Here is a 20,883-nt window from a genome sequence, read left to right as displayed (position 1 = left end):
CTAACTTATTACCGCGGCTTCTGCCAGAGTTCCTGTGACTATACAGGAAAGTAGAGTGTTCGAACGAGTCTCTAAAATTCCTGAGAGACAACCTCAGTTTTAAATCTAGAGTGGGAACTAAGAATGCCACATCAAGGGCCGCTTCCCTTTAAGAAAGATAAACATGATACGGTATTAATTCCAAGGCAATTCTCGGTAGAAAATCCTTTCCTTGGAGGCTATAAATAGAAAACTCCTTTTTATAAAAATTACCTAGTATAAAAGAAATTCAGTCAGCAAGGAACGCTACATTAGACAAAATACAGAAGTAAATCAATAATTGGGGAGAGTCTCTCTATTTTGTAGAGCCTTAGTCTTTTTAAACTCAAAAAATCTGTAAGTTAAAATTGCAGCATAACCAAGTTGGGTACTGCTATGTATACGGAAGACAGCTTAGATAACTTGAGACACAGTATAGATATTGTGGACGTCCTTTCAGAACACATTCACTTGAAGCGATCAGGTGCAACATACAAGGCGTGTTGTCCTTTTCATACAGAAAAAACACCTTCCTTTATTGTGAATCCTACGGGTGCGCACTACCACTGCTTTGGATGTGGTGCACACGGGGATGCCATTGGCTTTCTAATGCAGCACTTAGGTTACTCCTTTACCGAAGCTGTTTTAGTATTATCTAAAAAATTTCAAGTAGATCTAGTCCTGAAACCTAAGGATTCAGGATACACTCCTCCTCAGGGATTGAAAGAAGAACTGCGTCAAATCAACAGTGAAGCGGAGACTTTTTTTCGCTATTGCTTGTATCACCTTCCCGAAGGTAGACAGGCTTTGCAGTATTTATATCAGCGCGGATTTTCCCCAGATACAATAGATCGATTTCATTTGGGTTATGGACCCGAGCAGTCTCTTTTTTTACAAGCAATGCAAGAAAGGAAAATCTCACAAGAACAACTGCATACTGCAGGGTTTTTAGGGAATAAATGGTTTTTGTTTTCGCGAAGGATCGTTTTTCCTGTCCATGATGCGTTAGGACATACTATTGGATTTTCATCGAGGAAATTTTTAGAAAACTCTCAAGGAGGCAAGTATGTGAACACTCCAGAAACTCCTATATTCAAAAAGTCGAGGATTCTCTTCGGGCTAAACTTTTCTCGTAGGAGGATAGCAAAAGAAAAAAAGGTAATCTTAGTAGAAGGACAGGCTGATTGCCTGCAAATGATAGATTCAGGATTTAATTGTACATTGGCGGCTCAAGGAACAGCATTCACAGAGGAACATGTGAAAGAGTTAAGTAAGCTGGGAGTTATAAAAGTTTTTCTACTTTTCGACAGTGATGAAGCAGGAAATAAAGCTGCACTACGTGTTGGTGATCTTTGTCAAACTGCTGGGATGTCAGTATTTGTATGTAGGCTACCTCAGGGCCATGATCCCGATTCTTTTCTTGTGCAACGAGGAAGCTCTACGCTCATTGCCTTATTAGAACAAAGTGAAGACTATCTTACTTTTTTGATCAGTGAAAAAATTAGCTCCTACCCGAAATTTGGCCCAAGAGAAAAAGCTCTTATAGTTGAAGAAGCTATTCGTCAAATCAAGCACTGGGGTAGCCCTATTCTTGTATACGAGCATCTGAAGCAGTTGGCCTCGTTAATGACCATACCAGAAGATATGGTATTGTCCTTAGCAAACCCTCAGGGGAAAACTGCACCACAAAAAATTCCAATAAAACAAAAAGTTCCAAAGCTTCATCCCGATATTGTGATGGAAACAGATGTCTTGCGTTGTATGCTTTTTTGCGGATTCAATGCTAAAATTCTCTATACTGCACAATACTACTTTGTTCCAGAGGATTTTAAACATTCCGAATGCAGGAAGCTCTTTGTTTTTATGATTTCCTATTATGAAAAATATCGAAAAAATGTTCCATTGGATGAAGCTCTTGAGCTGCTTTCTGATTCCGAAATTCTTCAATTGTTAACAAAACGCCGCCTAAACATAAGTGCCCTAGATACCATCTTCGTACAATCTCTTCAGAGAATGGCAGATAGGAAATGGCGCGAGCAATGCCAGCCCTTGTCTCTCAACCAAAATGCTCAAGATAAAAAGCTTGAAATTTTGGAAGATTATGTTCAATTGCGTAAAGATAGAACAATAATCAGTTTGCTAGATCCAGAAGACCCAGTTCTTTCTTAAGCCACTCCTTCTTTTATAAAGAATTCTTGTTTTTCTAAAAACATACCTCAGGGTTTTTTAGACTTTTCATCATATCTTTTGTCAAGGGATCTTTAACGATTATGATTTAAACAGACCGATCGGGTTCGTTGTTTCTTAATAAATTCAATCTTATTTCTAAATCATTGAAAATTTAATAAATTTAATATAAAATACTGTTTCGTTTTTATTTTTATTATTAGTTTTTTCATGAAAGCTTTTAAATTTTTACTACCATTTTTAAGTATTATCCTTTGCTACGGGAACACGCTCCTTTCTTCTCCACGCTCCCAAGGAATCTCCGTAACCGAAGCAATTGGAACGTCAGCCGTCAAGACGCTTCTTCTATCTGAAAGCGCTCGTCAATTCCTAGAGGAAATCGGATATGGATTTGGAGCTTCCATTATTCTTCATGACTGGCAAACACAACAGTGGTTAGAAATGGAGTGCTTAATAACACAAAATCAGGTGATTTAAATTTGAGCTACTTTCACTTACAAATTACCCTTAGCTATTTATATCGGCGGCCTGTTCTCTATAGCCTAGCAAATATGGTTTTCTCTATCCTCGTCTCGAAGATTCATAGCCTGACTGTGATCTAAAGAGCTCAGGTTTTATAAAACTATATTTTTAATTTTTTTATTTATCTATTTATAATGATCTAATTCATTGTTTGTGATAGTGTCCTTTTAGTTTAAATAAAGTGTGAATAAAGTTATGTTTTACCGTTACCTTATTACTTTACTAGCCCTTATTCTTTTCTCTCCCTCTTTAATAGCGGCAGAACCTCTAGTAGGTAAGGATGAAGGGGTTGTATGGCCTACACAACTTGCCTGTGCAGAAGGTTCTCAACTCTTCTGTAAGTTCGAAGCTGCCTATAGTAATGCTATTGCTGAGGGGAAAGCTGGAATTCTAGTCTTTTTCTCTGAACAACAGACCAAAGAATTTGTTTCTTTAACGAATGGTTCCTTTTCGCTCCCCGAGGCAATCACTAAGGGCTTTAATACCGTTGTTTTATGCCCTGGGTTAATTAGTCCCATGGACTTTCCTTACAAGATGGATCCTGTGATTTTCTATATGGGAAGTTTTATAGAAATGTTCCCCGAGGTGAGTGCTGTTGACGGTCCTCGCTTATGCTATATTTTGATAGATAAACAGGGCGTGGCTCAATGTTGTGCTGTCTTGCCTTTGGGAACTAAGAATTAGAGTATCTTTTAAAATAGAATTTTGACACCCTATCTCAGAAATAATTTTGATTAAACAAGGAGGCATTAAATGCGTACCGCACTATCTCTACTTTCATTATTAATGATATTCCCTCTTTTCGGTGAGGAGAGTAGCCCAAGCCCAAAAAACGATGACAACAATCAGCAGGAGATAGTTGAAGTTCAAGATATACAAGTTTATCGCTCTTATTTGCAAGCCTTGCAAGCATCACGAAATGAGAAAAAGCCACTGGTTATTGTAGTACTCTATAATCCCGACAATAATTTCGATCCAGAATCCTGCGTAGAGTTAAACCAGGCATGCAACGGGGTAATTTCTGTATTTTCAGAATCTATATTTTCTGAGGTAGCCAACTTTGTCCTGCTCGCGCCCTCAGGAGGTGTCCCACTGATTTATCCTCCAGTCCGAGACCTCATGCTTGACGAGATCGAAGCATTCAAAAAATTGTTCGAGGAAGAGTCTTTTCCTGAAGGGTTAAGTGTTGTGGTTATTTGTGTCACAAAAGAAGGACCTGGAAATATCATAGAAGTTAGCCCAGTTCCTTTAACTGCGGATGAAGAAGTTACAGAAGAAGGAACTCCGTTTTTAGTAGAGTGTTGGGAAGATGAAGAACAAGCATCAGCAGATGAAAAGCCTACAGAAACGGAAGACAAGTAAGTCTGGGTTTCACTCAGAAGAGTAGTCCGTAGCATAAACCAGATACTCTCTTAATAAAAGAAAACGCTCGGAGGATTTCCTCTTACGAGCGTTTTCTTTTATCTAAATGTTATATCAAATTAAATAGCTATAGATTCCCAATGACATAAGGAAAACTTCTCCATAGCAGAAAGTAGTAGTGAAATTCGTAAGTTTCGAATGCCGTCATCATCAGTAGCAATATGTACATTATTAAAGAAATCTTCAATATCATTAGAAAGACCGCAGAGGGCTAAGAAGTATTCTAAAAACGCCTTTGCCGAGCTTTTCTCAGGAGGCTGTGGGAAAGTATCAAGAATTCGCTTAAAGTTAGCTTCACGATCTCCAAAACTTTCCATAGAGTATGAGGCCATAGAAAATTCTAGAGAGGAAAGCATCTTCTTTAAACGATTATGAGTCGTAGCAATCACTATTAACTGGTGGGAATGCTCTTTCTTTAATAGCTGGAGAGCTTCCGCAATGTCTAAAATCTCAATAGGATTTTTAGTTACAGAATCTGTAAGAACAGCAGCAATTTCATCTTTACTAAACCCTAGAGATCCCATAAATGTTTTTAACCTACCCCAAATGAAATCCAGGATCTCTTCGACGATCTTTGCCTTGTCCCAGACCTTTTTTTGAATGGTCTTAGGAAAATGATCGGCTAGGCGATCTAGAAGAGAAGCAAAATCTATAGAGATCCGCGATCCTAGTAATAAGGTTAAAACCTCTAACGATTGGCGACGTAGTGCATAAGGGTCGTGCGATGACGTAGGCTTAAGTCCTAAAATAAAGCACGACAGCAAGTTATCCAAACGATCTAAAAGAGAAAGAAGAGAGCCTATGGTTGAGATCTTTTGATCCAAAGTAATGTGTCGCAAGTGCTCTCCTAGAGCGATTGCAGATGCCGTTGGAAGATTTACGTGCTTAAGATAGTATTCTCCCATGATACCCTGAAGCTCAGGAAATTCATTGACGACAGCAGACACTAAGTCAGCTTTGCAGTATTCGATAGCAATACCCAGATCTTCGGAAGCTGCTAAGGGGAAAAACGTAGAGAATACTCTTTGGTGCGATTTTAAACGTTCCACTTTGTCGTATAAAGAACCTAAAGCTTCAAAGTATGTTACAGATTTCAGCCTATCAATAAAGGTCGTTAGCGGAGTTTGTAAATCTTGTTTGAAAAGAAATTCTCCGTCAGTGAGACGAGGAGTGAGCGCCTTTTCATTTCCTTCAATGATGGTGTCATTCGGAGAATTGTCACAAACAACAATAAAGAAGTTGGAAATAGCTCCCGAAGAATTTTCATGAGTAGGGAAATACTTCTGATGATTTACCATCTCGGCAATGAGAAGCTCCTTCGGCAAAGCACAAAATTGCTCGGAAAGTTGCCCACAAGAGATGAAGGGGTGCTCCGATAGAAATGTAACTTCTTCGATTAAACGAGGAAGATGAATCGCAGAAATTGTAGGAGAGCTATGAGCTCGTAGCCCTTGTTCAATAATCATCCGACGTTCTTTTTGTGAAACTATAACACAAGCTGTTCGTAAGGTTTCTACATAATCTTGTGGAGAGGAAATAGAAATTTCCCTCGGATCTAATTGACGGTGCCCAAAAGAATTTCTTGAAGCTGCTATATTACCGAAAGTAATAGGTAAGATTTGTTCTCCGTAAAGAGCTAATAGCCAACGTATGGGGCGTGCATATTCTATTCCACTGTTGTCCCAAACCATCTTTTTGGGAAACTTTATCTTTTGAATTAACAAAGGGAGTTCTTGGATTAAGATTTCCGCAGTTCGCAACTTTACCTCAGGATATAATAGGAATAAATATTCCGAATTGTTGACTGTACGGATAGCTAAGGAAGCGTGTCGAGAAAGGTCTTCATAATGAGAAATATTCAAACCTTGGGAAGCAAAAAATTGCCGCCCTTGAAGAGAAACATCTCGAGAGGAAGAGAACAGAGAAGCGAGCATAGGACCTTTTTTTTCGGATGCCTTCTGTACTACCTCAGGAGCTACGTTTTTGATAAGCAAAGCTAGTCGTCTTGGAGAGCCAAAGACTTCTAGGCTCTCATAAATGATATTATGATCAGCAAGGACCTTAAGAGCTAACGATTCCAGTTGTTGTATTCCGATAGGAACAAAAGTCGCAGGTAGTTCCTCAGAACCAATTTCTAGTAATACATCCTCAGTAGACGAAATAATAGGGATAGCAGATGCTAATGTTTTCTTAGGCTCAGATTCTGAGGCAAGACTAAGTAAAGGATACTTTAAAGAAGCGCGCCACTCTACATAGTTATCGGCAACTAAACGAGCTAATTGACGGATACGAGCAATATAACGCGTACGCTCCGTGACAGAAATCGTTCCTCGAGCATCAAGGATATTAAAAGCATGCGATGCTTTGATCACAAAGTCATAAGCAGGAACAGGAAGACCGTTTTTAAGAGTTGCCATAGCTTCTTCAGCAAAATCTTCAAAATGTTTAAACCACATCTCGGTGTTTGCGTAGTCAAAATTATATTGACTCCAAGCTTGTTCAGAAGCTTGTGTAATTTGCCCGTAAGTTAGATTGTCATTCCATAGAACATCATAAATGGAACTTTTCTTTTGCAAATACATCGCGATTCTTTCAATGCCATAGGTGATCTCTCCACTGATAGTATCCAAAGGTTTACTTCCAATTGCTTGAAAATACGTCAACTGGGTGATTTCCATCCCATTTAGCCACACTTCCCAACCTAATCCCCAAGCTCCAATCGTGGGGTTTTCCCAATCGTCATGAATAAAACGAATATCGTGATCACGAAGGTCTAAACCAATGGCTCCTAGTGATTCCATATAGAGTGAGAGAAAAGTCTCAGGGACGGGCTTTAAAATGACCTGGAGTTGATGATAGTTTTGCAATCGGTTAGGATGCATACCATACCGACCATCTTGGGGACGTCTTGAGGGTTCTACATAAGCAGTCTTATAGGGCTCAGGTCCTAATGCGCGTAAGAATGTTGCAGGATTGAATGTTCCAGCGCCAACTTCTAAATCGTATCCCTGATGGATGACGCACCCATGCTCGCTCCAAAATCGTAAGATGGTTGCAATCATAGACTGTAAGGTGAGGGGATGTTCTAACACAAATGACTCCAAGATATAACGTTTTTTCTTTTGACATTCTCCTTAACTAAAGCGGGAGGATTCTTGTTTCATTGAAGGCAGCATAGAGTTTAAAGAACGCTACGGCTTACATCTTCTCCACAAGCGTAGATTCCCGTGTGTCCCACGGTACGTGTTAGGATGAGTATATATCTTTTATAAAATACTATAGTACAGAAAACCAAAAGAAAAGAGAGTCTTATCTTTAACAAGATAAGGGAAGAAGTTTTTAAAGATAGCATTCCAATTTTAATTAAATATACGAAGATTTTTGACCTACAAACTCTCTTGAGTAAAGTTGGAAGAAATCCTGTAGCACATGTTTTAGTAGCCACACGCAATGTAGAGTTGTTTTCATAGTACTTGACAATATTTTCAATAATTTAGAAAAATTAGAAAATTTTCTAGTTAGCTTGGTGCGTAAGGGTTCTCGGTATACAAAAACTAATCATACGAAATACCAACCTTAAGGAAAGCATGACCTCCTTTGAGCTCACAGCTATCCTTGATCTTGCGAATAAAGTAAATATAAGGTTTCCTTACATAAGCTAAAGAACGAAACAATAAGAAGACTTTGATTTTCTTGCCTTTGTCTCTTAATAAGGCGATCGTCAGAGACCGAAAAGAAACATATATTAGGGGAGTAGGGTGGGACTACCTAATTACATAACTTTTTCCCGACTATTTATTACACCCATTTTCATGATCCTTTATTTAAAGGGAAAATGGTTTGGAATCACTCCAGTAGTTTTGCCTTATGTGCTTTTAACTCTCTTGGGAATCTCCGAGTTAACAGACGCTATCGATGGTTATGTTGCAAGAAAGTTTTCACAGGTTACTGATTTAGGCAAACTCTTGGATCCTATGGCAGATAGTATCTATAGAATTTCTCTCTACCTGACTTTTACACAGCCTCCAGTGAACTTGCCTCTGCTTTTGGTATTTATCTTTTTAGCACGAGATTCTGTAATTAGTACTTTGCGTACTGTATGTGCTTTTCGTGGGCGTGTTGTGGCTGCAAGGGCTAGTGGAAAACTGAAAGCTATATTACAAGGAGTCAGCTTCTGCTTAATTCTTTTGGCTATGATCCCTCATTCTCTAGGGCTTCTTTCTGATGATGGACTGGAACTCTTTGCCTCGGTTATGGTTTCAATAATAGCTGTTTATTCTATAGCTTCAGGAATAGAATACTTTTGGATGAACAAAAACTTTTTATCCCAAAGATCTAAAACAAAGGATTCAGAAAAGAATCATGACAGTAACGATTGATAAAGGTTTAAGTAATGCTTAGCCATGGCATCTAAACCAGACGCCCGAAGCATGCCCGCCTCAATCAAATTCAACCAAATATCGGGCTCCTCACGATAAGTAGCTACAGCATTGCTAACCATATCCCGAAATTCATTAAAATTATTTGTATCAAAGAAAGTAAAACCGTTTACTCCAGGAATCACTGTATCAGCAAGTCCCCCAGTTTTACGAACTAAAGGAACTGTGCCATAACGCATAGCTATCAGCTGTGTCAGTCCACAAGCCTCTCTATGTGATGGAATGCAGATCATGTCAGAAGCAGCATAAGTTAGCCTTGCTAAAGGGTCATTAAAGTCCAAAATCAAACGGATATTAGGTGAATTGGCTAGACACTCTTGTAAATTACGGAACTCATTGAGAAGATGGTCGTTTTGGCTTGTGCCAATCAATATAAAGGCATAGCCGTTTTCCATGGCATGTAGAATCATCTCTTTCATGAATTCTGGACCTTTTTCCTCCACAATGCGCGAGATAATACAAATCAAAGGAAAGTAGTCTAAACTCATCCCTAACTTTTCATATAAAGCCGTCCTGTTCTCTTCTTTTTTAGTAAATAGGATCTCAGGTTGGTTTAATAGGCTGGTATCGTAATGTGCCACTAAAGCAGGATCTGTTTTTGGGTTCCAAACTTCTTCATCAATTCCATTGATGATCCCAGAAAAAACAGAATTTCTTGCTAAAATCGCATCATGAAGTTCGTAATCAGAATAGTCATTTATGATTTCTTGCACATAAGTAAGAGACACTGTAGTAACGTAGTCTGAACAATATAGAGCCCCTTTCATTAGAACAGAAGTTTGTGGATCGCGAAATAGTTGGTAATGACTTAAATGAATATCGTCAATTTGTGACGCAGCAAGCATCTGCGTACTACAATATCCTCGATAACCAAAATTATGGATAGTAAAGACAATCTTTGGATGCACAGGACGAAGAGAATGCTTTAATAAACCTGCAAGTAAGCCTGTATGCCAGTCATGCAAGTGGACAATGTCAGCAGGATCCGCTTGTTGAAGATAAGCTGCAGCTGCAGCTGCGAAAGCAGAGAAACGTACAACATTATTATCAGAGTATACCGACGTGGTTGAGAAAAGCTCTATTTGTGAATCCAATTTAATTATAGTAAGCGTTAAACCTTCGTAGGAATAAGAAATCGCAGAGGCCTGCTGTTTTCCTAAAAATTCATAATAGAAAGAAGACTCAGAAAGAATTTGGGATAAAGAGAATTTGAAAATAAAAGGATAATAAGGAAGAAGTACCTCCACGTCGTTTTGTTTTGCCAACTCCTTTGATAAACTTGCTACGGCATCACCTAGGCCGCCCACCTTAATGATTGGAGTGAATTCTACAGCGACTTGTACGATTCTCATAGACTCTTCCTAAAACTATAAAATATCCCATATCAAGCATGAAGGTAAAATCTCAAGACCAAAAAAGAGAGATTTTTATCATTTTCCTATTTTCAAAAACTGAAGTTTGGTTAAACTAATGGCTTTCCGTTGGGGTGTGGCCAAGCGGTAAGGCAGCGGTTTTTGGTACCGTGCATCGGAGGTTCGAATCCTTCCACCCCAGAGTCCTTTTTCTCCTTTTGGTAACTCTATTCTTTAAATTAGGGAAAGTATTGACTTTTTCCAAAGTGGAGATATAATTTTACTTCGAAAACTGTCAGATAGACGTCCAAAACATGACAGTGATTGGCCCTCTAAGAAAATATGTTTGGACTCTCAGAGTGAATGCATAGCGCAGAGCTCTTTTACTCAAGATTATGGAGAAAACAACATTATGGAGCTTGTAGTTACAAGTCGAGAGACTGGTAAGAAATCTTTTCTTAAGAAAATTCGTCAGCGAGGCGGAATTCCTGCTGTAATTTATTCTGGAGGCAAGAGCCTCGCTAATATCACAGTTGATGCACTTGTTTTTAAAAAGTTTTTATCGAATTTAGAAAGTGACGCTCTATCTTCTACGATCTTTTCTTTGTCTTATGAAGGGCGTATAGTCAAAGCTCTAGTTAAAGATATCCAATATCAAATAACGACTTATGATGTCATTCACCTAGATTTTGAAGAACTCATGGAAGATCGTCCTGTAAAGTTGAATATTCCCATTCGTTGTATCAATGCTTTGGACTGTATTGGAGTTAAACTAGGCGGATCTTTAAGACAGGTGATTCGTTCGGTTCGCGTAGTATGCAAACCTAAAGATATTGTGCCTTTTCTAGAACTTGATGTGCAGTCTGTTGGACTCTCTCAAACGAGAAAACTGTCTGATATAAAGATCCCTGATGGCATTGAACCAATTACACCTTTGAAAGAAGTCGCTATAACCGTCACTAGAAGATAATATGGCTAAGCTGATTGTAGCTATAGGGAATCCTGGGCGGGAATATGCAAATACTCGACATAATGTAGGGTTCTTATTAGCTGATAGGTTGGTAGAGGAACTTCATGGCTCGCCATTTAAGCCTTTGTCAAAATGTTGCGCTTTAATGACTCTTATAGAGTCTTCTTCAGAGCCCTTGATTTTTATTAAGCCAACGACTTTTGTCAATTTAAGTGGCAAATCTGTAATTTTGGCTAAAAAGTATTTTAATATTGCTCTTAGTCACATCTTAGTTCTCGCTGATGATGTGAATCGTTCGTTCGGAAAACTTCGCCTTTGTTTTAACGGAGGAAGTGGGGGACACAATGGCCTTAAGAGCATTACTTCCAGTTTAGGTTCGAATGAATACTGGAAATTAAGGTTCGGTCTAGGAAGACCTTCCGAAGAAGGTGCTGAACTATCTAAATTTGTTTTAGGAAAATTCTCTGAAGAAGAAAACCTTCAGTTGAAATCTATATTTATTGAGGCAGCCGCTCTATTTACCCAGTGGTGTTCGGAATTTTAAATGACTCAAGACGTTTCTGAAATAATTTTAGTGGACTGAGATATCTTAAGGATAATAAACTACTCTATCTGTCTGTGTTTAGGAGTTTTTAATGGGAAAAAAGGAAAATCAACTTTACGAAGGCGCCTATGTGTTTAGCGTCACTCTTAGTGAAGAAGCTAGGCACAAAGCTTTGGATAAGGTTATTTCAGGCATAACTAATTACGGCGGTGAAATTTATAAAATTCACGATCAAGGACGTAAAAAACTAGCATATACTATTCGTGGAGCTAGGGAGGGCTACTACTATTTTATTTATTTTTCTGCCTCTCCTGGAGTAATTTCAGAGCTTTGGAAAGAGTATCATTTAAATGAAGATCTGCTTCGCTTTATGACTCTTAGAGCAGATTCTGTAAAAGAAGTTTTAGAGTTTACCTCTCTACCCGAATAATTTATTAAGGAGAAAATATGAATAAGCCTGTTCATAGTAATGAACACAGAAGGAAGCGTTTTAATAAAAAATGCCCTTTTGTTTCCGCGGGTTGGAAATCAATAGATTATAAGGATGTTGAAACCTTAAAAAAATTTATTACTGAAAGAGGTAAGGTATTACCTAGAAGAATTACGGGTGTTTCTTCCCGTTTCCAAGGCGTGCTATCGCAAGCAATCAAAAGGGCCCGTCATTTAGGATTGTTGCCTTTTGTTGGAGAAGATTAATTTATAGGAAGAAAAATGAAACAACAGCTACTTTTACTTGAAGATGTTGATGGGTTAGGACGTAGTGGCGATTTAGTTGCTGCTCTCCCTGGATACACCCGTAACTATCTTATCCCTAAGAAAAAAGCAGTTATTGCTGGTGCAGGGACTCTGCGTTTGCAAGCTAAGCTTAAAGAGCAACGCTTAATACAAGCTGCTGCTGATAAAACAGAATCCGAAAGAATTGCTGAGGTCCTCAAAGATACTGTATTGGAATTCCAAGTACGTGTTGACCCTGATAATAATATGTACGGATCTGTAACCATCTCGGATATTATTGAAGAAGCCGCAAAGAAGAATATTTTCTTGGTTCGTAAAAATTTTCCTCATGCCCACTACGCTATCAAGAATTTGGGCAAGAAAAGCATTCCTTTAAAGCTAAAAGAAGAAGTAACCGCAACTTTATTGGTTGAAGTTACCTCTGATAATGAATACGTCACTGTTTTGGCACAAGGGAAACAAACTGAAGAAAGTCAAGAAGGCTAGTGTATAGGGTAGAAAAGTTTGTTAGAAAGGACATCATGCAATACTTTTCTCCCGCAAAGTTGAACCTTTTTTTAAAAATATGGGAAAAACGTTCCGACAATTTTCATGAGCTTACAACCCTGTATCAAGCTATAGATTTTGGAGACACACTTTCTTTAAAGAGTAGCACAAAGGATCATTTGGTCAGTAATGTCGATGAAATGCTTTCCCCCTCTAATCTCATTTGGAAAAGTCTTGCTATTTTCAGAAGGGAAACACAAATTTTACAACCCGTTTCTTGGTATCTCAATAAATCTATTCCCCTCCAGGCTGGATTAGGAGGAGGTAGCAGTAATGCTGCTACGGCCCTTTACGCCCTTAACAAGCATTTCCAAACAAATATTCCCGCAACTACTTTGCAACTTTGGGCAAAGGAAATTGGAAGCGATGTCCCTTTTTTTTTTCTTCAGGAGTAGCGTTAGGGAAAGGTCGGGGAGAACAGGTCGTTTCTCTAAAAAAACGTAATCATAAGCATAAATATGTTCTTTATCTAGATGATCAAGGGGTCTCCACGGAAAGAGCTTACCAATCCCTACTTCCACAAGACTTGAGTAGAGGAAATCCTAAAGCCTTCTTCTATGGTGAAAATGATTTAGAAAAATCCGTATTTCGTATACGCACAGACTTGAAAGATAAGAAACACATGCTAGAGAGGATATGGAGTCCTTTCCATAGCCATGTGCTTATGTCAGGTTCGGGAGCAACTTTATTTGTTTGCTATCCAAACAAGTTTGAAAAAGATTCCCAGGCAATGTCTCATATTCATAGCCTAATCAAACAAACACAAGGAGTTCCCGTAAGTTGCCTTTATAGAAAAAATCAATGGTATTCTGTAAAACAACCTATCTACAGAAAGAGCCCACGAGTGTGTGTTCAGCCACAGATATGATTTTATTTGCCTCTACAGAAAGTGAATTTTCTGCTTGGCAAAATCCATGGATATCACCTAAACTAGTTTTTTCCTTTAGCGCAGAGAATATAAAAATAGAAGCTTTGGAAATTTGCTCTACTTTTGTAGTAGTCTTTTCATCAGCTTCAGGAAGTGTAATCTTGTAAGACATAAATAAACCCTCACCTTCCTTTCCTACTTATAGGATTTTTTTATTTTAAACAATTTCTTTTATAAGTGTGTCTTAGCTTTTTAATGTGAAATTTCTATTTCTCTACGGAAAAAACAACCAAAGATTCCCTCTAAATTTTTGACCCTTTCTTTTTACTGTGAATACCTTTATGTCTACGCATAAGTATTAACTCAGCTTGTCTGGTTCTCTATGATCCTGCCTTCATACTCTTATTCTTTAAAAATAGGAGCCGCAGTGCTCTTTTTTTGTTCGATATTGCACACCTTTCTTACTCCCTGGCTTCATACTCTCTGTCAGTCCTACGAACATAAAAAACTTGTTTTCCCAGAATGTTGGAAACGTTATGTCCGCCTATCAGAACTCTTCAGAATCCTAAGTAGAGTGGAAATTGTATTTTTCTTGTGGGCAATTCCGTTGTTCTGCTGGTTTCTATATACCGAAGGTTACAGGATTACCTTGGCCTACTTTAACAGTAGAAACTACGGATTCGCAGTCTTCATTATGGTTATCCTTATTTTACTAGAGTCCCGTCCTATAGTATACTTCGCAGAACGCGTACTCTCCGCAATTGCTAAAATAGGAAATACCTCTCCCAAATCTTGGTGGTGGACATTAATGATAGCGCCCCCACTTCTTTGCTGCCTTCTTAAAGAAACAGGAGCTATGATTATTGGTGCTACTCTGCTTATGAAGCACTTTTATGTATTTTCTCCCTCAAAACGCTTTGCGTATGCTACTATGGGCCTTCTGTTCTCAAACATCTCTATAGGAGGACTTACAAGCTATGTATCCTCAAGAGCCCTCTTTCTGATCTTTCCTACACTAAAATGGGAACACTCGTTTTTTCTTTCCCACTTCGCATGGAAAGCCATAATTGCTATCCTTGTCTCTACAACCATCTATTATTTTATCTTTCGGAAAGAGTTTAAGAAATTCCCAGACATCCCTAATGGCAAAGATCCTATTGGTGAACAAGTACCCTGGTGGATCATCTGTGTGCATATTGTTTTTGTTAGTTCTATAATATTGTCACGATCTACACCTTTGTTCATGGGAGCTCTGCTGCTGTTCTACTTGGCGTTCCAGAAGTTTACTATCTTTTATCAAGATCCTATAAATCTTCCTAAGGTGTGCTATGTAGGACTTTTTTATGCTGGCTTAGTAGTGTTCGGAGATCTTCAAGAATGGTGGGTGCTAAACTTAATGCACGGTCTGTCAGACTTCGGATATATGACAGTTTCTTATACGCTATCTATATTCTTAGATAATGCACTCGTGAATTACCTAGTACATAATCTCTCCGTAGCTACTGATTGCTATCATTATCTTGTAGTTGTAGGTTGTATGGCAGCAGGAGGGCTTACCTTAGTCTCGAATATCCCAAATATTGTGGGATACCTAATCTTAAGGCCAGCATTTCCATCATCGGCAATTCATATGGGGTGGTTGTTTCTTGGAGCCCTAGGACCCTCAATAATTTCCTTGGGAGTATTCTGGTTGTTGAGAAACATCCCAGAATTTCTCTACTGTTTCTTTAGGTGAACCACAAAGATAAAACAAATGCACAAGCATTGTGGTTTTATGTATTCTTCTCAGTGCCACGTATATAGACACTGGTTTTTGTCCCCAGTTCATTAGTAAGAAAACATTGACAATAGTTTAAGAAATCTTTGTATGTTAATGCTTTTGCAGCAGCAATCTTCAAATCAGGGGTTGAAAACTCCGCAGAAGGCCGCTCAAAAGCTAAAGAAAACAAGGCTGAGTTCATAATATCTAAGGAATGCTCAGGCTCCAACAGTTTATTGATATAGGCTTTGCGTATGTTTGCAAATTTTTCTTGTGACATTCCAAAGTTCTCAGGAGAAGCTGAGATCTTTTTAAGAAACGTAGACGTTTTATCAAAAAGCTCTTCAGGAGAATACGCATCTGAACGGATATAGAGAAATCCAAAAGGTCTTGAAGCAAACTCTTGATAGCGAGCCCCCACCATATAACCTAACTGCTGTTGGGTTCTAAGTTCCTCAAAAGTAATGTGGTGTAGCCATTCAAATAGCATCTCTGCACAAACTTTTCCTTGTATAGATGGGGAATTCTCATCTTGAAGTAATAGCAACATGCCATTTGCAGTTAGCGGATAATTATGATGAATCTCAGCAACCCTCTTAGATTGTAGCTCGTAATAAAAAGGCTTTATAGTATGGGCAGATCGCGATGCCGTAAAAGCTTGTAAAGTAGCGATGTAGCCTTTTTTCTCTTCCTCAGAAAGGTTCCCTAACACCATAGCTTCAAGATGTACACTATTGAAGACGTTCGAGGTAAACACCTGGAATTGCGAAAAAGTTAGTTCCTCAAGAGCAGCCAGCTTGGTAGTATTAGAGTAGGTTCCCTTCATAACTTGTGAGATCGCCTGATCAAGCCCAGCACGTATCGGGCAGTTGAGCAAAGATCCTTGATAGAGCTCTAACAGTTGTTTTTTATATACTGAGAATGTCCCTTCATTGATCTCTAAATTAGGTAACGATGTTAAAATAGAATGTAGTAATCCAGGGACTGTTGCCGCGTACCCCGAAATTCTTAAATCAATACCATCACCACCTAAACCACAAGTAAATGAAAGACCTGCTGTAGTTGCAGGATAATACTCTCTTAGAAGGTGATCGTTTAAAGCTAAGCAGTAGAGCTCTGTAGCAACTAAAGGTTGAGGAGCTGACCTCGAAATTTGAGCAGAGCGGATGCGAATTTGGCTGGAAAGTTTTGGTGCTGTATAGTAGCAGTCCTCGCAATGATACACAGTTAATTTATCGCCTTGGTAACTGAGTACAGGAGCAAAAGGAAATTCTTGTTTTTTCAGTAAGTGCACTCCAGGAAGGGTCACTTCTTTAGGAATAAATATATTCGGCTTTGGAAGCGCCATGTGTTCTATCGATGGCACTTTTCCATAATCCTTAACATGATCTAGTGCTTTTGCATGGTAAGTCATGTTAAAAATAGGGTCGTAGAGCTCTCTAGCTCCTTCCCAATTTTTAGGGTTCTTGCTAGATAAAACATAGCGAGCTTGTTCAGGATCAGAGACTAAATTAAGCAGAAGAGACTCGTCTTGAGAAGAGTATCTGGAATAAACTAGCGTATGGTAGGGATACGTGGATAAGTCCTCATTCGCTAGGGATACGATTTGTTTACAAAGTAAGTCAAAAAGAGGGCCTTTAGAGCTGTAACAGTAGTTCAAAGCATTAATTGTAGAGATTTCTTCTAAAGTGTAGCTAGGAATACCATGTTCTTGAATATACCGAAGATACTGGAAGGTATAGTCAATAACTTTAGAATAATGTTCATCGCCTTTCTCTGTAAGCTGGTAACTAATATAGAATTCTCCAGTATTTAAAGAACTCCTATAGAATTCTACATCTAAGTTTGTAACCAGCTGTTCCTTTTTCAATACAGACATTAAGCTGTTCTCACTCTCATTTCTTAAAACTTCGGCAAGAGCTTTATAACAGCCCAAAGGGATCGAAGGGGAAGAATCATAGATATGCCAGTAAATCTCTAGATTAGGGGTGGGCTGAATTGCTTGGTTAATATAGAGCTTTTTTAATGACGAAGTGTCTCCAGAAGGAAAAAAAGGCTTTTGTTTCTCATAATTTTGTGATCTAGGAATCTGAGAAAAGATCTTTGATAACTGTTTTGTTGCTTTAGAAAGAGGATCGGAGGTGTAAGCAATTGCACACATATTTTCGGGAGAATAATGTAGATTAAACCACTCAGCCATTTTCTCTCCTGTTACGGAAGTTAGGGTTGAGGCATTGCCACAACCAAAGCGGGCGCAGGGATGATTTTGAGGAGCAATAAGCTGCTGAATACGATGAACACGTCTGCTGTCAGAAAGAGGATGGGCAGCGAATTCTTGATGTACCGCGTACTTTTCTCTATCAAGATCTTCTTGACGAAACTTTGGATGAATAAATAAATGAACAAATTGGTCCAGAGCTTCAGAAAAAGCAGAATTCTCTACCGAAAATATAAAGGTAGTTCTATTTGATGAAGTAAATGCATTATACATCCCGTTATTGGCACTTAAAAATCCAGGGAAACCAGAAACATCAGGATACTTTTCATTTCCAAGAAAGACACAGTGCTCTGTGAAATGTGCCATCCCAGGAGATTCTTCGGGATCAGCATTGTTTCCTGTTTTTACAAGAAGAGCGGCTCCTGAGGTAGGAAAATTGGGATCTGAAATAATGAGAAGAGGTAGGCCGTTACTACAAATAATTTTTTCAATTTTCTGATTCGCAGCAGCTGGAGTGGAGACTTGTAAAGGACACTCGTTAGGGATGATCTGGAACCGTTGTTTACAAGATGTTATGCACAGTGAGGCGCAAATTAAAATAGGACATAAAATTTTCCAAAACATCTTACAGTTCCTCATATAGATTTTTTACAATAGAAAATACTTTTTCTGCTCTCAATGTTCTTTGAGTACGTTTATCGCAGTTAACAAGTTCTTCTTGTGAACATAATTGATCAAAGAACAATTCATCTCCGAAATTGAAGAAAACAGGAGCAAAGAAAATTGCTCGATCTTCTCCAATCGCATCTTCTATTTTTGGAGGGGGGGGGAGGATATCGTAGGTTTTCAAAGCAAAAGGATAGAAATGCGTAATTTGATCAGAAGCCTTAGCTAATAAACGAAACATTTCAATACTTTCTGGAGAGAATTCCGAAGGATATAACTTTCCTTCTTTATTTTTTCTGTCACGACCTCCTGCAGGGGCCACGTAAATAAATTTACCGCCCTCATGTAACAGAGTCTTTAAAATTTGCATGCTTTTCTGATTGTGAAGGAGCTTTTCTTCCCGAAGTTCTGGTGGGCTGGCAATATGACGCTTAGAATAAATACACAATAAATCACATCCCATACTAAACGGGCGTGCTAGGGGATCCGAAGTCACTCGATCTCCAGCTACAAAAATCATTTTTTCCATTAATTCAGGATGTGTTTTTCCTAAGGTATAGTACATGAGTTGAGGATCGCATTCTGTCTGGTGATTTGCAAGGAGAACAACGTTATCTCCCCTAGTAATATATTCCTGAATTTCCTTAAGACGCTGAAGGTTTAAAATGCGAGAATTTTTGTCGTCAGTGACTAAAGAGAAAAAATCTATACCCAAACGAAATAGATCTATAGGTGCACGAATTTTTTTATGATAGGGAGGAAAGATAAAAGGGTTTTTGAGGTCTTCAATGATAACTTTTACCCATTGTAAGCATAGTGCTTCAGCTTGAGCAGACGCAGATTTTCTTATAGCCGCATCAATGTAATTCTGATGAAAAACAGAAAATTGTTGATGTAAAGGCTCTGGGAGATACTGATTATCAAAAGCATGTCGTAAATACCTAGAAAACTGCATGTATTGCCCTATAAATCTATACTTTCCCCTGTAATGAGCGAGAAAAATTGATAGTGATTTAAATGAAGTGAGTCTGATGTATTGATCTGAAGTTTAGCTTTTAGTTGCTTAGCTAAGTTTATCATTTCGTCGTCATCATTTTCTTGTTTCATATAGTTAGCAATTTCTGGATGCACAACAAGACAAAGATGAGAGTGTTCTTTGTGATTAATAACCTTTTTCAAATCCCTTTCAATCTCAATTACAACACTTTCAGGTGTTTTAATGATGGCATTGCCACAGCAGTATGGACATATAGTGAATAATGTTTGCATTAGAGATTCCCGGTTTCTTTGTCTGGTCATCTCAACAAGTCCGAACTCGCTCATGCTTAAAATAGTGCAGCGAGCCGCATCGTATTTCATGTGTTCTTTCAATCGTTCCAGAACACGTCGCTGATTCTTACGAGATTTCATGTCGATAAAGTCAATAATGACTAATCCGCCCACATTACGTAAACGCATCTGTCTAGCAATTTCTTCAGCTGCCTCTAGGTTGATTTGAACTAGGGTTTCTTCTACGCCACTTTCTAATTGCGTGCTTCTTCCTGAATTTACGTCGATAGTGTGCATAGCCTCTGTTTTGTCAAAAAACAAGTAACCACCGCTTGAAAGCCAAATTTTCCTTCTTGTCGCCTTATCAATTTCTTTCTCTATGTTGAAACGCTCAAACATCGGAATAGAATCCCGATAATACTCTATTTTGATGGAAGCATCTGGAGAGTATTTTTTTAACATACGCTTGCACTTTTGATACGTGGCATAGTCGTCAATCAGGAGCCGCTTGTAGTTTTTGTCAATACAGGTAATTACAGCTTTTTTTAGTATGTCCGTTTCTGAATAGAGCAAACAGGGCTGTTCTGTAGAATAGAATTTTTCTAAAATTGTTTTCCAGGTCAGCAGTAGGTCATGAGCCTCATTAATGAGAGCTTCAGTAGAGGCTGTAGTGCTTGCTGTACGGCAAATTAATCCCATATCTTGAGGCATTTCAAAAGAACGAATGAGTTGCTTTAACTGCTCTCTCATATGGGGATCTTCAATTTTGCGAGAAACCCCGCGGTGAGGAGAGTTTGGTAGCAGTACCAAATAACGTCCTGGAATTGAGATGTTTGAAGTTAAACGTGCTCCCTTACTCCCAATAGGCTCTTTCACTACCTGAACCAAAACAGGGCTGTCTAATTTGAGAAACTCTTCGATGGGAGCTTCTTCAGAAAGAAGAGCCGATTCAGAAGTTTCTTCAGGAAGAGTGTCTAAATCCATATCGAACATCTGTTCAAACTTCTTCGAGTTCTCTAAAATATCTGAGATGTGAATGAAACCGTTCTCTCTCTCATCAATGTTAATAAACGCAGACTGAATATTTCTCAGAATGTTCGTAACACGACCTCGGTAAATATTCCCTTTAAGTTGTCGAACTTTTTTTCTCTCTATAATTAGGTCAAAGAGTTGACCGTTTTTCAGATGGGCGTAACGAATTTCTTTTGATTCTATGTTAAGTAAAATTTCATTTTCCATGACTTTCCTTTGCCTATACCATATCCTTGAGCTTATTTATTTTGTTTGGGAAAAAAGTGGTTTCTAGATGTCGAAACTTAAATTTCTAACTGCTCATGAGATAAGTTGCGTTGGTGATTATAAGGAAAA

Annotated in this window: 19 protein-coding genes and 1 tRNA gene; 14 read left to right on the top strand and 6 right to left on the bottom strand. The window is 38.5% G+C overall.

What is annotated here, in order from left to right; genetic code table 11:
• Nucleotides 1–414: 414 nt before the first annotated feature.
• The 4 genes from dnaG to CMV32_RS01620 all read left to right on the top strand — a co-directional run bounded on the left by dnaG (nt 415) and on the right by CMV32_RS01620 (nt 4,089).
• The gene (gene dnaG / locus CMV32_RS01635) at nt 415–2,187 is read left to right on the top strand and encodes a DNA primase (protein WP_100934192.1); all 1,773 of its coding nucleotides are present in this window, start codon (nt 415–417) and stop codon (nt 2,185–2,187) included.
• A gap of 228 nt (nt 2,188–2,415) precedes the next feature.
• Entirely contained in the window at nt 2,416–2,682 is a 267-nt protein-coding gene (locus tag CMV32_RS01630; protein WP_100934191.1) for a hypothetical protein, read from the top strand.
• Nucleotides 2,683–2,922: 240 nt separating this feature from the next.
• On the top strand, nt 2,923–3,411 hold the full coding sequence (locus CMV32_RS01625; protein ID WP_100934190.1) for a CT795 family Sec-dependent secreted effector: 489 nt from the start codon (nt 2,923–2,925) through the stop codon (nt 3,409–3,411).
• Between the two features lie 69 nt (nt 3,412–3,480).
• On the top strand, nt 3,481–4,089 hold the full coding sequence (locus tag CMV32_RS01620) for a CT795 family Sec-dependent secreted effector (RefSeq protein WP_100934189.1): 609 nt from the start codon (nt 3,481–3,483) through the stop codon (nt 4,087–4,089).
• Between the two features lie 119 nt (nt 4,090–4,208).
• Here the strand turns inward: CMV32_RS01620 and CMV32_RS01615 are convergent, their stop codons facing one another.
• Nucleotides 4,209–7,241 (bottom strand): glycine--tRNA ligase, encoded by a 3,033-nt coding sequence (locus CMV32_RS01615; protein ID WP_192940628.1) that lies wholly within the window; start codon nt 7,239–7,241, stop codon nt 4,209–4,211.
• 666 nt (nt 7,242–7,907) lie between these two features.
• Between CMV32_RS01615 and pgsA the strand changes: the two genes are divergently transcribed.
• The gene (gene pgsA / locus CMV32_RS01610) at nt 7,908–8,528 is read left to right on the top strand and encodes a CDP-diacylglycerol--glycerol-3-phosphate 3-phosphatidyltransferase (RefSeq protein WP_100934187.1); all 621 of its coding nucleotides are present in this window, start codon (nt 7,908–7,910) and stop codon (nt 8,526–8,528) included.
• On the opposite strand, the gene glgA is transcribed toward pgsA, so the two are convergent.
• Nucleotides 8,510–9,940, bottom strand: a complete 1,431-nt coding sequence (gene glgA, locus CMV32_RS01605; protein ID WP_100934186.1) for a glycogen synthase GlgA — start codon at nt 9,938–9,940, stop codon at nt 8,510–8,512. The genes pgsA and glgA overlap by 19 nt on opposite strands.
• Nucleotides 9,941–10,070: 130 nt before the next feature.
• Here glgA and CMV32_RS01600 point away from each other — a divergent pair.
• From CMV32_RS01600 to CMV32_RS05560, 8 genes are all read left to right on the top strand, one after another.
• Nucleotides 10,071–10,142 (top strand) — tRNA-Gln (locus tag CMV32_RS01600).
• Between the two features lie 210 nt (nt 10,143–10,352).
• Nucleotides 10,353–10,910 carry a 50S ribosomal protein L25/general stress protein Ctc gene (locus CMV32_RS01595; RefSeq protein WP_100934349.1) on the top strand — a complete coding sequence of 186 codons (558 nt, stop codon included), beginning with the start codon at nt 10,353–10,355 and terminating at the stop codon, nt 10,908–10,910.
• 1 nt (nt 10,911) lies between these two features.
• Nucleotides 10,912–11,454: an aminoacyl-tRNA hydrolase gene (gene pth / locus CMV32_RS01590; protein WP_100934185.1), complete on the top strand. Its 543-nt coding sequence runs from the start codon at nt 10,912–10,914 to the stop codon at nt 11,452–11,454.
• Nucleotides 11,455–11,545: 91 nt separating this feature from the next.
• The gene (gene rpsF / locus CMV32_RS01585) at nt 11,546–11,884 is read left to right on the top strand and encodes a 30S ribosomal protein S6 (protein ID WP_100934184.1); all 339 of its coding nucleotides are present in this window, start codon (nt 11,546–11,548) and stop codon (nt 11,882–11,884) included.
• Between the two features lie 17 nt (nt 11,885–11,901).
• A complete protein-coding gene (gene rpsR, locus CMV32_RS01580; RefSeq protein ID WP_100934183.1) occupies nt 11,902–12,150 on the top strand; it encodes a 30S ribosomal protein S18 in 249 nt (82 codons plus the stop codon).
• A 15-nt stretch (nt 12,151–12,165) separates the two neighbouring features.
• Nucleotides 12,166–12,675, top strand: a complete 510-nt coding sequence (gene rplI / locus CMV32_RS01575; protein ID WP_100934182.1) for a 50S ribosomal protein L9 — start codon at nt 12,166–12,168, stop codon at nt 12,673–12,675.
• A gap of 35 nt (nt 12,676–12,710) precedes the next feature.
• Nucleotides 12,711–13,130 carry a 4-(cytidine 5'-diphospho)-2-C-methyl-D-erythritol kinase gene (locus CMV32_RS05565; RefSeq protein WP_100934348.1) on the top strand — a complete coding sequence of 140 codons (420 nt, stop codon included), beginning with the start codon at nt 12,711–12,713 and terminating at the stop codon, nt 13,128–13,130.
• Entirely contained in the window at nt 13,079–13,603 is a 525-nt protein-coding gene (locus tag CMV32_RS05560; protein WP_100934181.1) for a 4-(cytidine 5'-diphospho)-2-C-methyl-D-erythritol kinase, read from the top strand. Before CMV32_RS05565 ends, CMV32_RS05560 begins: the two co-directional genes overlap by 52 nt.
• Here CMV32_RS05560 and rbp7 read toward each other — a convergent pair.
• On the bottom strand, nt 13,557–13,775 hold the full coding sequence (rbp7, locus tag CMV32_RS05720) for a reticulate body protein Rbp-7 (RefSeq protein ID WP_151899111.1): 219 nt from the start codon (nt 13,773–13,775) through the stop codon (nt 13,557–13,559). The two genes, CMV32_RS05560 and rbp7, sit on opposite strands and share 47 nt — an antisense overlap.
• A 210-nt stretch (nt 13,776–13,985) precedes the next feature.
• Here rbp7 and CMV32_RS01560 point away from each other — a divergent pair, with 210 nt between their 5' ends.
• The gene (locus CMV32_RS01560) at nt 13,986–15,338 is read left to right on the top strand and encodes a putative Na+/H+ antiporter (RefSeq protein WP_100934180.1); all 1,353 of its coding nucleotides are present in this window, start codon (nt 13,986–13,988) and stop codon (nt 15,336–15,338) included.
• A gap of 37 nt (nt 15,339–15,375) precedes the next feature.
• On the opposite strand, the gene CMV32_RS01555 is transcribed toward CMV32_RS01560, so the two are convergent.
• From CMV32_RS01555 to CMV32_RS01545, 3 genes are read right to left on the bottom strand one after another with little or no spacing between them, the layout of a single operon-like run.
• On the bottom strand, nt 15,376–18,204 hold the full coding sequence (locus tag CMV32_RS01555; RefSeq protein ID WP_100934179.1) for an insulinase family protein: 2,829 nt from the start codon (nt 18,202–18,204) through the stop codon (nt 15,376–15,378).
• 1 nt (nt 18,205) lies between these two features.
• On the bottom strand, nt 18,206–19,201 hold the full coding sequence (locus CMV32_RS01550; RefSeq protein ID WP_100934178.1) for a 1-acyl-sn-glycerol-3-phosphate acyltransferase: 996 nt from the start codon (nt 19,199–19,201) through the stop codon (nt 18,206–18,208).
• A gap of 8 nt (nt 19,202–19,209) precedes the next feature.
• Nucleotides 19,210–20,754: an Rne/Rng family ribonuclease gene (locus tag CMV32_RS01545; RefSeq protein ID WP_100934177.1), complete on the bottom strand. Its 1,545-nt coding sequence runs from the start codon at nt 20,752–20,754 to the stop codon at nt 19,210–19,212.
• Nucleotides 20,755–20,883 lie beyond the last annotated feature (129 nt).

The sequence above is a fragment of the Candidatus Chlamydia corallus genome (assembly GCF_002817655.1).
Taxonomy (GTDB): Bacteria; Chlamydiota; Chlamydiia; order Chlamydiales; family Chlamydiaceae; genus Chlamydia; species Chlamydia corallus.
Note: the sequence above shows the minus strand (reverse complement) of the source record. Positions and strands in the feature narration are given on the sequence as shown.